At 44.0% G+C, this 12704-nt stretch carries 11 protein-coding genes and 1 tRNA gene; 3 read left to right on the forward strand and 9 right to left on the reverse strand.

The features are described from left to right. Nucleotides 1-8 precede the first annotated feature (8 nt). Together CWC03_RS01440 and CWC03_RS01445 are read left to right on the forward strand one after the other, a co-directional pair. Nucleotides 9-84 (forward strand) — tRNA-Val (locus CWC03_RS01440). Between the two features lie 393 nt (nt 85-477). Continuing rightward, nucleotides 478-2109: a response regulator gene (locus CWC03_RS01445; RefSeq protein WP_138580292.1), complete on the forward strand. Its 1632-nt coding sequence runs from the start codon at nt 478-480 to the stop codon at nt 2107-2109. Between the two features lie 23 nt (nt 2110-2132). On the opposite strand, the gene msrB is transcribed toward CWC03_RS01445, so the two are convergent. From msrB to CWC03_RS01475, 6 genes are all read right to left on the reverse strand, one after another. Beyond that, a complete protein-coding gene (gene msrB / locus CWC03_RS01450; RefSeq protein ID WP_039491435.1) occupies nt 2133-2573 on the reverse strand; it encodes a peptide-methionine (R)-S-oxide reductase MsrB in 441 nt (146 codons plus the stop codon). Between the two features lies 1 nt (nt 2574). Then, nucleotides 2575-3087 (reverse strand): DUF2919 domain-containing protein, encoded by a 513-nt coding sequence (locus tag CWC03_RS01455; RefSeq protein WP_138580293.1) that lies wholly within the window; start codon nt 3085-3087, stop codon nt 2575-2577. A 4-nt stretch (nt 3088-3091) separates the two neighbouring features. Next, nucleotides 3092-5110, reverse strand: coding sequence for an NAD-dependent DNA ligase LigA (gene ligA / locus CWC03_RS01460; protein ID WP_138580294.1), 2019 nt, complete (start codon nt 5108-5110; stop codon nt 3092-3094). Between the two features lie 66 nt (nt 5111-5176). Then, on the reverse strand, nt 5177-5902 hold the full coding sequence (gene zipA, locus CWC03_RS01465) for a cell division protein ZipA (protein ID WP_138580295.1): 726 nt from the start codon (nt 5900-5902) through the stop codon (nt 5177-5179). 18 nt (nt 5903-5920) lie between these two features. Continuing rightward, a complete protein-coding gene (locus CWC03_RS01470) occupies nt 5921-9310 on the reverse strand; it encodes an AAA family ATPase (RefSeq protein ID WP_138580296.1) in 3390 nt (1129 codons plus the stop codon). A gap of 64 nt (nt 9311-9374) precedes the next feature. Then, on the reverse strand, nt 9375-10109 hold the full coding sequence (locus CWC03_RS01475; protein ID WP_171040189.1) for a TrmH family RNA methyltransferase: 735 nt from the start codon (nt 10107-10109) through the stop codon (nt 9375-9377). Between the two features lie 126 nt (nt 10110-10235). Here CWC03_RS01475 and CWC03_RS01480 point away from each other — a divergent pair, with 126 nt between their 5' ends. Beyond that, on the forward strand, nt 10236-10532 hold the full coding sequence (locus tag CWC03_RS01480; RefSeq protein ID WP_138580298.1) for a hypothetical protein: 297 nt from the start codon (nt 10236-10238) through the stop codon (nt 10530-10532). Between the two features lie 56 nt (nt 10533-10588). Here CWC03_RS01480 and CWC03_RS01485 read toward each other — a convergent pair whose 3' ends face one another. The 3 genes from CWC03_RS01485 to secB all read right to left on the reverse strand — a co-directional run bounded on the left by CWC03_RS01485 (nt 10589) and on the right by secB (nt 12631). Then, nucleotides 10589-11026, reverse strand: a complete 438-nt coding sequence (locus CWC03_RS01485) for an energy transducer TonB (protein WP_138580299.1) — start codon at nt 11024-11026, stop codon at nt 10589-10591. Between the two features lie 105 nt (nt 11027-11131). Next, nucleotides 11132-12139 carry an NAD(P)H-dependent glycerol-3-phosphate dehydrogenase gene (gpsA, locus tag CWC03_RS01490; protein ID WP_128725316.1) on the reverse strand — a complete coding sequence of 336 codons (1008 nt, stop codon included), beginning with the start codon at nt 12137-12139 and terminating at the stop codon, nt 11132-11134. Between the two features lie 3 nt (nt 12140-12142). After that, nucleotides 12143-12631, reverse strand: coding sequence for a protein-export chaperone SecB (secB, locus tag CWC03_RS01495; RefSeq protein ID WP_010607582.1), 489 nt, complete (start codon nt 12629-12631; stop codon nt 12143-12145). Nucleotides 12632-12704: the final 73 nt, after the last annotated feature.

The raw sequence follows: 12704 nt of genomic DNA on the forward strand, positions 1-12704 counted from the left end.
AATATTTTGGGTTGTTAGCTCAGTTGGGAGAGCATCGCCCTTACAAGGCGAGGGTCACTGGTTCAAGTCCAGTACAACCCACCACTTTATTTTCTAGATAGAGTGGCCGATGTAAAGCATCGCACTAAGCCTGAGCAAGGCAAGGGTACTGGTTCAAGTCCAGTACAACCCACTACTTCACTTTCCGTACAGTCGTTATTACTTATCGCATACTCAAACAGCACATCAAACTGAATCAATTTAAAACTGCCATAAAGTCCATAGAAACAACCTCGTTTTTCTCATTTATTAACTAATTAGTTACTCTACTAAGCATCCCAAATTTTGGTTATACCCTTAACTATTTTGCCACTAACCCCAATAAATAGTTGGGATAAGCTAAATAGACTAAGCTACTAAAAATGAGTTAATTTTTGTTTTCAAAACTACACCTAAGTACTAGACTAGAAGCAAAGCCATTGTCTAAAAATTGTTTCTATGTCAGCTCCATCTATTCAAAATGCCAAAATGTTAATCGTTGAAGATCAACCATTAGCATTGAGCTATATGAAACAATCTTTAGAACAGTTAGATTTCAGAAATTTAAAATTTGCAGAGAGTGCAGACAGTGCAAAAGAGCTTTGTACCATCAGTAAGTTTGATCTCATCGTGTGCTCTTTTGGTTTAGCAAAAAAGCAAAATGGCTATCAATTTTATGAAGAGTTACGCTCCAAACAGTTAATTCGCTCAAGTACCGCTTTTATTTTTATTTCTTCTGAAACTAGCCCCGAGTTAGTCCATAGTATTATCGAACTCCAGCCCGATGACTTTTTAGTTAAGCCCTTTTCAATAAAAGAACTACAAAACCGTATAGAACGAGTTTTAAAGCGTAAACAGGCATTAAGGCACATAAACTTGCTTGTAGACGATAAAAACTACTCAAAGGCCTTAAAAGCGCTAGATTTAGAACTAGATAACAAAGATCATAACTACACTTCCCTACTTCTAAAGTTAAAAGGAGAACTTTTACTGAGGCTCAATCAATTAGAGGAAGCAAAGTCTTTTTACAAATCGGTTTTGGCTCTGCAAAAGTTTACCTGGGCAAAGCTAGGCTTGGTCGAGGCGCTCATTACCAACAATGAAGATGTTATCGCTCAAAAGATGTTGAAAACTTTAATAGAGCGACCGGAAACTCGTCTTCCCGCGCTCGATTTATTGAGCAAACTCGAAATAAAGCTTAACCAATATGAGAATGCCCAACAATTGTTAGAGCAAGCAATTGAAATGGCGCCCAGAAATATAAATAGACAACAGTCACTTGGTCGAGTTGCGCAAATCAATCACGACTATGAGGCCAGCTATAAAGCACATAAAGATATAGCAAGTTTCGCGCGTTACTCGATCCATGACAAACCAGAGGTATATTTGAATGCAGCACGCGCTGGGATAGACTTTGCTCTGAGTACCGATCAATCAGACCAAGTCACTCGTCTCACAAGGCAAACGCAACAATACTTGAGTGATTTAAAACAGCAATTTCCAAATGCACAAACCCAAGCACAAATCGATGTACTCAACGCCCGTGTCCATTATCTAAAAGATGAGCATAAAAAAGCGAAACAACTGCTCGAACAATTAGAAGATGAGCCCGTTATTCGCTCGGTAGATTCCACTTTAGACAAAGCAAAAGCACTACATGAAGTGGGATTAAACCACAAAGCTCAAGAGCTATTTAGCCAAGTAATTGCACACTGTGAGCGCCACAACTCGAGCGCAGATCCCATCACAATGCACTATCTATATCAGCAGCAGCAAGAGAAAAAAGAGATCACCATGGGTCCACGGGAGCTAAATAACCATGCGGTTACTCAGTTTAACAAAGGTCATTATGAAACCGCTTTAGAGGCATTCACTCAAGCGTTCAGAATTATGCCTAAAAACTCAGGGATAGCACTGAATTTGCTACAATGTATGAGTGATAGTTGCGCTAAATCAGGAAGTACTTTTAATTCCGATTTAGCAAAGCGGTGTACTACCTTGCTAAATCAGTCTGAGTTGGACAGTGAACAGCAGATCCGCTACGGTAAACTCAAAGCGAAACTAAGTGAAATGAAACTCGACTTTGAGTAATCGATTATTTTATCGCAATTGAGCTATTTCTTTTCCATTGCGAGAGCATTAACGCAATAACGCAGTCCACTTGGCTCAGGGCCATCAGGGAATACGTGACCTAAGTGGCTATCACACACGTTGCAAGTGATTTCGACGCGCGTCATTCCATGACTCTTATCGCCATGATACGCAACCGCTTCCACTGCTGCAGGCTGTGTAAACGAGGGCCAGCCAGAGCCACTATCAAACTTTTCTTCGGCATCGAATAACAACTCGCCACAGCATACACAGTAGTATTTACCAGGTTCAAAAAGCTGACAACTTTGTGAGCTAAACGGGCGTTCAGTCCCCTTTTTCCTGGTGATCATGTAAATTTCTGGAGCAAGCTCTGATTGCCATTGCTGGTCCGATTTTTCAACTCGGCGAGGAGCAACAGGATTACCATTTCTGGCAAAGTTTAGTATATCTAACCACTTTAACATCTCAATTCTCTCTCTTGTTTACTTCTGTCTTTTGCTCTTCAACAGGAAGTGGCCAATCGCCAAAAAAGCAACTTAGATAGCGGCTTTTAATTAAATATAAAAGTACCCAACTCACCAACACAATTTGTACGGCAATATAAGGAGAAAAACTATAATGGGTTTTCCCTGCTTGCAGGATCAACCACGCTAAATCGAGTACCGCTGTTAATATAAGTGGCAAACGCATATAACGCCAGACGGCTGCCAGCTTTGGAGAGCTTGTTGGTCGCCTAAAAGAAAACACAACGGTTGGTATGAGCGCGATACAAGCGATCCCTGTCGCGACAAAAAAGTGAAACTTAGACTCAAAGAATAGTGACATCAAATCCAAGTCTGGGCGTCTCGCAAGCGCAGAAAACACCCAAATAAACAGCGGACGGAGCAACACGACCAGCGCTAAATTAAAAGCGATTGGCGTACGATAAACGCCATATTTATCCCAGTATTCAGGGCCGTATCGTATTACTGATTTCATTTTACTACTCGTATTTGTTTAACAGTGCGATCAGTGCCTCTTCATCAAACACCTCAACACCTAACTCCTGTGCCTTAGTGAGCTTAGAGCCTGCTTTTTCACCGGCATAAACCGCATCTGTATTTTTCGACACGCTACCTGCGACCTTAGCACCAAGTGCTTGCAACCTCGCTTTAGCATCGTTGCGGTTCAGTTGGCTCAAGGTTCCAGTCAACACATAAGTTAGCCCAGCTAAAGGTTGTGCATCCTCTGACGGTGCAGCCACATCTTGCCAAGTTACACCCACTTCAATCAATGCAGTTACCACTTCTTGATTGTGCTGCTCGGCAAAAAAGCTATGAATATGCTGCGCAACAACAACACCAACATCACTTACTTGCTGTAGAGTATCAATGGAGGCGGCCATCACTTTTTCAAGCGTCAGGAAGTGATTTGCCAAGTTTTGTGCTGTCGCTTCCCCAACTTCTCTTATCCCAAGTGAATACAAAAATTTGGCTAACGTTGTTTGCTTTGCTTCTTCAAGCGCCGCAACCAAGTTTTTAGCAGACTTAGGCCCCATACGTTCAAGAGACTCAAAATGACCCTGCTTTAGAATAAACAGATCAGCAGGGGTTTTGATAAGTTCTCGCTCAACTAACTGCTCAACTATTTTGTCGCCAAGGCCATCTATATCGAGGGCCTTTCTCGATGCAAAGTGCTTAATTGCTTCTTTACGTTGTGCACGGCACACTAAACCGCCAGTACAACGCGCAACCGCTTCTCCTTCAACGCGTTCAACATGAGAATCACACACCGGACAGGTATCTGGGAACTCAATCTCTTTGGCATCATCTGGACGCCTATCTAACACGACCTGAGTTACCTGAGGGATAACATCCCCAGCTCGGCGAACAATAACGGTATCACCTATCTTTACACCTAAACGCGCAATTTCATCACCATTATGAAGCGTGGCATTCGATACCGTAACACCACCGACAAAAACAGGCTCTAAACGCGCAACGGGCGTGATAGCCCCAGTACGACCAACCTGAAACTCAACATCAAGCAGCTGGGTGATCTCTTCTTGTGCAGGGAACTTAAATGCAATCGCCCAGCGCGGCGCGCGAGCAACAAAACCAAGCTGCTCTTGCTGCGCTTTATCATTCACTTTGATCACTACGCCATCAATTTCATAGGGAAGCTCAGCACGGCGCGTCATGATATCTTGATAATAAGCCAAAGCTTGCTGCGCATTATCGACAAGCTTTGTCTCAGGGCTCATTGGCAAGCCCCAAGCTTGTAATTGCTGTAGCTGCGCATAATGTTCGTTGGCCAGCTCACCGCCTTCAACCAAGCCCATAGAATAAGCATAAAACATCAACGGACGCTTAGCGGTAATTTTTGAGTCTAATTGGCGCAGACTTCCCGCTGCCGCATTTCTTGGGTTTGCAAAGGTCTTATCACCTTTCGCTTGTGCCGTTTCATTTAGCTTAATGAAACCCGCAGTATCCATAAAGACTTCACCACGCACTTCTACTTCATGCGGAATATGTTCTCCACGTAGTTTCAGCGGAATATTGCGAATGGTTTTGACGTTCTCAGTGATGTTTTCCCCAACTTGACCGTCTCCCCTTGTCGCCGCTTGAACGAGCACACCATCACGATACAAAATAGACACCGCCAAGCCATCGAGCTTTGGTTCACAGCAAAAAGTAACATCTTTACTTGTCAATAGGCGCTCTTTTAAACGGCGATTAAATGCCGTAAATTCACTTTCGTCGAAGGCATTATCAAGCGACAACATGGGTACTCTGTGTGTTACTTGCTCAAATTTGCTAAGCGCTTCCCCCCCCACTTTCTGCGATGGAGAGTCAGGGCTTTGTAACTCAGGATGCTGCTGCTCAAGCACCATCAACTGGCGCATCAAACGGTCATATTCCGCATCAGGCACACTTGGGTTATCTAGCACATAATATTGGTAATTGTAATCTTCGAGTTGCTGCCTAAGGGCTGCAACTTGGCTTTCAATGTTGTCTGACATTTAAACCTCTAAACGTAAAAAGCCACCAGCGGATGCCAGTGGCTTAAAAATGACTCTAAGTAGCGGTTAAGCGGCGAATTCACGCACTTTTTCAACATAACCGCGCACGGCTTCAACCGTCAACGGTTCGCGATCTTTATCAAGTACGGTTGCGCCAAACTCTTCAGCTAGTTTTTTCGATGCACTGTGAAGCATGTTAAATGCAGCCAAATTATCACCTTCACAAGGTAAGGTCATAAATAGGCTAATGCCAGCGGTGCTAAATTGCTCCATGTTATCGATATCAAACGTACCTGGGTTGTACATGTTTACCAATCTAAATAACACAGGACCGTTTCCGGACGGCTCTAAATGGCGATTAAAGAAGCCCTCATCAGAATATTTAAATCCAAGGCTTAACACGGCAGGCAATAGCCTTGAACCAGCCATTTTTAGGCCTTCAGGCATTTCGACATGAAGAATAATAAAGTCTTGTGGCTCTATCGCATTCTTTTCAGACTCAACTTCTTCAGATCCACTGCTCTCGGTTTGCACCTCAGTGTCAGGTTCATGTGTCGCTATAATGCCCTCAGTCGCAGGCTCATCATCCACCGCACTAAAGGTCATCTCTCCAATTTCAGGCTCGTCAGGCTCTTTATCGTGATTCGGCGTTTGCTCTTTGAGTTCATTGGGCTCCTTATAAGACACTTTATCGCTGCTCTTCTTACGAACAGACCAAAGTCCATGTATGAGTAACCCGCCTATGACCAACGCACTGATCACGATTAATGCCCATCTTAACTCTGTGGCCATTGCTCACCTTTTTTGTTGTTATGCCTGTGCCATTTGCACCGCTTGTTCTATATCTACGGCAACCATCCGAGACACCCCTGGTTCTGCCATGGTTACCCCCGTCAGTCTACCCGCCATTTCCATAGCGATCTTGTTATGACTGATATAAATAAATTGCACTGTTTGCGACATTTCTTCAACCAAACGACAAAATCGTCCTACGTTTGCGTCATCAAGCGGTGCATCTACTTCATCCAGCATACAGAATGGGGCTGGATTAAGCCTGAATATTGAAAACACCAATGATAATGCGGTCAGCGCTTTTTCTCCACCACTTAACAGATGAATTGTCGAGTTTTTCTTACCTGGCGGCCTTGCCATGATAGAAACACCACTTTCAAGCAGGTCATCGCTAGTCAATTCCAGGTATGCATTCCCCCCACCAAACACTTTAGGAAACAACTCGGCTAAATCTTCATTCACTTGATTAAAGGTGGCACTAAAGCGGGTTTTGGTCTCTTTATCAATTTTTCTGATCACCGCTTCTAACGTTTCTAACGCATTAGTGAGATCATCCAGCTGTGTATCTAAATAGGTTTTACGTGCCTTCGCTTCTTCAAACTCTTCAATTGCGGCTAAGTTTACAGCCCCTAACTTACCAAGATCATTACTGACTCGACTCAAATTGGCTTGATACTGCCCCAAGTTTGCATCCTCAGGTAATTGCGCCAGTTCCGCTTTTAGCGTCCGACCAAGCTCCTGCAAGGGTTCAAGTGCCGCTTGTGCTTTAATCATCAAGCTTTGCTCTTCAAGTTTCACTTGTTGCAAAGACTCATTGAGTTTACTCACTTCGCCTTGCGCATCTTTTAATGCTGTTTGTTTTTGGGCGAGGTTTTCCTTGGCTTGGTTGAGCGTATCCAACACCGTTTGCTTTTGTGCCTTGGCTTCTAGATGCTGGGCGAGCAATAATTCTATGTCTTCATGTGCCTCCGCGAGTGGCTCTTCACAAAGTACAATATCTTCTTGTGTTTGTTCGATGCGTTGGTTTATTTCATCGCGACGATGTTGCAAGTGTTCTAGCTTAGAATTGCTGAGCTGTAGTTCACTTTCTGCCTGTTGCGACGCAAGTTTTGTGGTATGAACTAATTGCTGCGCTTCTTGTAATGCGGCGCGTCGAGATTGACTATGCTGTTTAAACTCAGCCAACTTAGCCTCAGCTAGTTGTTGTATTTCTTGTGCTTGCGCTAGCAACTCATCACGTTGTAATTGCTGTTCAGTATCAAGTTCAAGTTGCCCGATGGCCTCGGCTCGCTCTTGAGCAATAACATCAAGTTGTTCTTGAATTTTTTGTCCTTGTTCACGCCAAGCGATCAGATTCTCATCCAGCATTTCAATTTTGGTTTTATGACTGGCGATTGCTTGTGCTTTTTCGTGAACGCATTGCTGTGTTTCTAATAAGTCAGCTTGTGTGTCTTCAAGGGCAATACGTTTTTGTACTACAACCAGCTCGGCCTCTTCGGCGAGTTGTTGCAAATGAGGAAGTTGAGTATGGCATGACTGCAATTGGGCATAGCGTTTTAATGCGCCACTCTCTACATTGCTTTTCGCCTTGGCCTTAAAGTTATCTCCCACAATAACGCCACTGACCGTCACGCCGAGAAGGAATTGTTCACACGATTTAAAGTCTGTAGATTCAGCACATAATTTTATTTTCGTTAAAAAGCTGGGGAACAGCCCTGAGCTTATTTTTGTCGCAACGGAATCAACGGGAACTTCGAGTTCGATGGGCCATAGCGTATTCATTTCGCTTTGCTCAACGACTAAATGCGTCAACCCAAGCAGTGCCGCTTCAACGCATTCTTCATACCCTGACTCAACAACAAGCTGCGATAACATCGTCGCAGCAGAAGCCTCCGACGTTTCCTCTGCCCAGCGTGATAACGCTTTTATTTCAGATTGCACCTCTTGTAACGCCTGAAGCGCTTTTTGAGCATGAGTCTGTGCCAGTAAGATTTCTTCTTTATTGGTTTGCTCTTGACCTTGTAACTTACCAGCTTGGCTTTGTAATTTAGCCATCGCTTGAACCAACTGATGATGTGCATCCTGAGCTTCAGCCAAGTCATTTTCCAACATAGATGCGTGATGCGCTTCGGCCTGTTCCAGCAGCTCAGCCTGACGCTTGTCTATGTGAAGTTTAGCTTGCTGTTGTTGCGTTAGTTGACTTGCTCCTTGCTGTACCTGAGCATGTATTTGTTGATACTGCTTCTGTGCATCACTATACTGCGCTTCTAATTGAGTCTGCTCGTCGTCACTTTGCTCGTTTGTGAGTTGAATTTCTTCCAGTTGCAATAGCGCAATTTCAAGTCTTTCAGAAACTTCAGCGACTTTTTCAGCGCTGCTCGCCACATACTCGGCTTGCTCATCTTGCGCCTCAATCACTTCTTGCTGTTGTGATTTCAGTATTTGAGACTGCTCAATAAGCTGACGCTTTTTATCAGTTAGATTGACTTTCTGTTGCTCAAGCGTTGCCAACTGGGTTTCAATTCGGTGCACGCTATGTTGTGCTTGCTCATAGCCATCATTGAAATGCTTAATTTCATGCTCTAGCGTCGCCAAAATGCTGTCATGGCCACTGTGAGCTTCATTAAAAAATGCTAATTTTTCGTTGAGTTTGGCAATTTCCTTGGCTTTAATTGCCTGCTTTTTTTCAAGGCTTTGCCATTTTAAAATTGCTATCCACGACTTTAGGTCTCGCTCTTGCGACTTTAAAGACTTATATTCGCTCGCCTGTTGTGCTTGGAGTGCTAGTTTATCTAGCTGACTCTGTAGCTCTTGCCTAACATCGAGCAACCGCTCCATGTTTTCGCGGGTACTTTTGATCCGGGTTTGGGTTTCTCGTCGACGCTCTTTATATTTTGAAATTCCGGCGGCTTCTTCTAAAAAAACCCTTAACTCTTGCGGCTTACTTTCGATCAAACGAGAGATCATCCCTTGCTCGATAATTGCGTAACTGCGAGGACCTAAGCCAGTACCTAAGAAGATATCCGTGATATCGCGCTTACGGCACTTACTACCATTTAAAAAATAAAGAGACTGGCCATCTCGCGTTACTAAGCGCTTAATGGCAATTTGGTTACGATCTGCAAACGTGCCGGGCAACCGGCCTTGAGTATTATCAAAAATCAGTTCTACAGAAGCTTGCGAGATAGGTTTACGTTTGGTTGAACCATTAAAAATAACGTCCGTCATGGCATCGCCACGGAGGTTTTTCGCAGAACTTTCTCCCAGTACCCAGCGAACTGCATCAATCACATTAGACTTACCACAGCCGTTTGGCCCAACCACACATGTCATCTGGTCAGGAAACGGGATCTTGGTTGGCTCTACGAAAGATTTAAAGCCGGCCAGTTTGATGCTACTCAGTCGCATAGCTTATTATTGTTGTTCGCGGTTGCTTTTGAGAATAAGGCAATTCATTAGTAAGATCTATGCGTTAGTAATGACAGCGTTTAATATTATCCAAAATGATCCCGGTAGCCATCGCCACATTCAATGACTCAGCACCGCCAAACGCAGGAATAGTCACCTTTTTATTGATGTGCGCTGCTATGGTATCGCTAATACCATGAGACTCGCTGCCCATGACCAACACGGCATTACGACTAAATTGGCACTGATGCACACTCTCACCACCAAGGAATGCACCATAGCACTCGCCTTGATATTGCTTTAAAAAGGCCTCGAGATCGGTTCTCACCACATTAACACGCACAAATGAGCCCATGGTGGCACTGATCACTTTAGGGTTAAATTGATCGGCGCAGTTTTCGCTCACCACGAGCTGCGTTAATCCATACCAATCAGCAAGACGAATAATGGTACCGAGATTGCCTGGGTCTGAGACTCCATCTAATGCCAACACCAATCCAGCCGTGTTAATTTCTTCTGCTGACGGCATTGCAACGACTGCTATCGCCGCATTATTTGACACCAAAGTACTCACCTTACTCAGCACATCTTCTTCTGCTTCTACACAGGCAATATTAACGAGTTTGGATTTATACTTTGTCATGAACTCATTGGTCGCGAACAGCTGTTCAACAGCCAACCCAGCATCAACTAACTCAATCACATTCTTCTCGCCTTGTACTAAATACAGGCCATGTTGTTTGCGATATTTTTTTTGCCCTAAAGCACGAAGTAGTTTTTGTTGATTTTTGGAGATCATGTGCACCTCAAAAGTTGGATTTATCATTATACCTGTTCGGTATCAGATAAAAAGCGTTTCCACGAGGCATTAAACTAAGAAATTATGTTATCTTGTGTCCAATAACACACAGGCATAGAGGTAATCATGTCACCGGAGCTAACGCTTATTTTACTCAACTTTATTCTCCTTTTTGTGGCCTACGTATTCGTTTACCCGAAGTTAAAAGAGAAAAGCCTCGCCAGTATCAGCAAACAAGATTTATTGGTTACTGCGGTTTCTTTAGCCGTGTCTGGAAGTTTGTACTATGGCAAGGGTATTGAATTTTCGTTAGTGTTTTTTAAGAGTAACTGGGTGGTGTTTACGATTGTCGCATTTAGCGTGATTGAAATCCCATTTTTACTGTGGTTTAAGCGTCGCTATAACATTAAGTTTGGGGAGTAAGTATCATACTCCCCAAATTTGCTTAATTTGAGGTTTAAGCTAACGGGTGTTGTTATTTATTCACAGTCCAGTTTTGCTTGAGCTTCACAACGCATTTGCGCGTCAGCTAAATCGGCACCGCCCAGACAAAAATCAATTCTCATTAACTTTTCTTCCCGCCCGAGGTGCTGCGTATCAACAGGAGACCATTGCCAGCTTTTAATAAGTTGTTTAGCGTGCTTAGCCAATTTTTTGGATGGAATGCTAGCAATTTGTTCTATGTCATCAGTTTTGCCATCAGCATCAACCATCACCTTGAATACGGTACATCCAGCAAGCTTACGCTTTGCTAATGCGAGTGGATATTTAGGTGTGATATTACCTTTCTTTTGCCAGATGGAGGTTTCTATAGATGGGCTTAACTGGGTTGACTTTATATCAGCATATACTGTCTTTGCTGCAGCTCCCCAACAACTGCCTAAAATCAGCAAACCAATCAATAATTGAATTTTCATAAATACTCCTTTTTATACTTCTCAAATAGAGGTTCGACTCTACTTCTTATTCATTGGAAAACCAAAGCAATAGTTGCTTTGGCTTCCATAGCCAGCTCACTCAGCTCACTCAGCTCGCTTTTCGCGACCTAGCAACGCCATTGCGGCTTCTTTCACATCTTTTTGCTCATAAAGCACTTGATAGATCTGCTCAGTGATAGGCATTTCAATACCAGTGCGTTTGGCAAGTAGATAAACTTCTTTGGTATTACGATAGCCTTCAACCACCTGACCTATACTCGACATCGCCTCATCGACCGACTTTCCCGAGCCAAGCGCAAGACCAAAGCGGCGATTACGCGACTGGTTATCCGTACAAGTGAGAATCAGGTCTCCAAGCCCTGCCATACCCATAAAGGTTTCAGAGCGCGCCCCTAACGCACACCCTAAACGACAAAGTTCAGCGAGTCCTCGAGTAATAAGCGCCGTTCTGGCATTCGCACCAAAACCAAAGCCGTCAGACATGCCCGCGCCAATTGCGATAACGTTTTTAACTGCGCCACCGAGCTGAATACCAATAAAGTCTTCATTGCTATAGACCCGAAACGAGCGGCCGCAATGTAACAGCTCAGCGAGCTCTTCACGAAACTTTGCACAAACCGAAGACACAGAAATAGCAGTGGGTAATCCCGCGGCCATTTCTTTTGCAAAAGTAGGTCCACTTAGCACCGCCAGCGGTACATTGTCACCCAACACATCCAGCGCAACTTCTTGCAATAGTCGCCCAGTATTTGGTTCAAGCCCCTTAGTTGCCCAAGCTACTTTTGCATTCTCAAGTAGCATAGGTTTAATCTTCTTCAAGGTGTCTGCGAACGCATGACTTGGCACAACCACCAAAATACGCTCGCTAGACTTAACAGCCGTTTCTAAATCGGCCTCAAGTTCAAGCGTGTTTGGAAACTGGATGTCAGGAAGATAACGTTGGTTTTTGCGCTCAGCTGCTAGCGCCTCAACGTGTTCGCTATTGCGTCCCCACAGTGTCACTTGATGACCATTTCGGGCGAAACAAATAGCAAGGGCGGTGCCATAAGACCCCGCCCCTAATACAGTTACAGCTGATTTTGCTGTACTCATCAATTATGCGTCAGCAGTTTGCTCAGGCTGTGCTTGAGCCGCACGTTGCTGCATATACTGAGCGAATAATGCGTCAAAGTTAACTGGCGCAAGGTTTAACTGCGGGAAAGTACCACGGTTAACTAGACTAGCTACCGCTTCACGCGCATAAGGGAATAGGATGTTAGGGCAGAATGCGCCTAGCATGTGTGCCATTTGCATTTCTTCAAGATCTGCAATGGCAAAGATACCAGCTTGTTGGATTTCACATAGGAATGCAGTTTCTTCACCAATCGTTGCCGTTACTGTTAGCGCTAGAACAACTTCAAAAACGTTGTCATCAAGCTTTGCTGAGCGTGTGTCCATGTCTAGCTTAACTTCTGGTGTCCACTCTTTTTGGAAGATACCTGGTGAGTTTGGCGTTTCAAACGATACATCTTTAGTATAGATGCGTTGAATGTTGAACTGAGCGCCTTCTTGTTGTTGTTCTGCTGCTTGGTTTTGTTCTGCCATGATAATTTCCTAAATTCTGTTGTGATCCTGCTAGTTCCTAGCAGTCATTATAAAAAGTAAGCTGAGCTAAAGC

The sequence above is a fragment of the Pseudoalteromonas sp. S2755 genome (assembly GCF_005886535.1).
GTDB lineage: Bacteria > Pseudomonadota > Gammaproteobacteria > Enterobacterales > Alteromonadaceae > Pseudoalteromonas.

What these genes read in the sequence shown, in the direction of transcription:
- CWC03_RS01485 (WP_138580299.1), bottom strand. Translation starts at nt 11,026, where the DNA reads ATGAAAATTCAATTATTGATTGGTTTGCTGATTTTAGGCAGTTGTTGG.
- ligA (WP_138580294.1), bottom strand. Translation starts at nt 5,110, where the DNA reads ATGTCAGACAACATTGAAAGCCAAGTTGCAGCCCTTAGGCAGCAACTC.
- CWC03_RS01445 (WP_138580292.1), top strand. Translation starts at nt 478, where the DNA reads ATGTCAGCTCCATCTATTCAAAATGCCAAAATGTTAATCGTTGAAGAT.
- CWC03_RS01480 (WP_138580298.1), top strand. Translation starts at nt 10,236, where the DNA reads ATGTCACCGGAGCTAACGCTTATTTTACTCAACTTTATTCTCCTTTTT.
- zipA (WP_138580295.1), bottom strand. Translation starts at nt 5,902, where the DNA reads ATGGCCACAGAGTTAAGATGGGCATTAATCGTGATCAGTGCGTTGGTC.
- CWC03_RS01455 (WP_138580293.1), bottom strand. Translation starts at nt 3,087, where the DNA reads ATGAAATCAGTAATACGATACGGCCCTGAATACTGGGATAAATATGGC.
- CWC03_RS01470 (WP_138580296.1), bottom strand. Translation starts at nt 9,310, where the DNA reads ATGCGACTGAGTAGCATCAAACTGGCCGGCTTTAAATCTTTCGTAGAG.
- gpsA (WP_128725316.1), bottom strand. Translation starts at nt 12,139, where the DNA reads ATGAGTACAGCAAAATCAGCTGTAACTGTATTAGGGGCGGGGTCTTAT.
- CWC03_RS01475 (WP_171040189.1), bottom strand. Translation starts at nt 10,109, where the DNA reads ATGATCTCCAAAAATCAACAAAAACTACTTCGTGCTTTAGGGCAAAAA.
- msrB (WP_039491435.1), bottom strand. Translation starts at nt 2,573, where the DNA reads ATGTTAAAGTGGTTAGATATACTAAACTTTGCCAGAAATGGTAATCCT.
- secB (WP_010607582.1), bottom strand. Translation starts at nt 12,631, where the DNA reads ATGGCAGAACAAAACCAAGCAGCAGAACAACAACAAGAAGGCGCTCAG.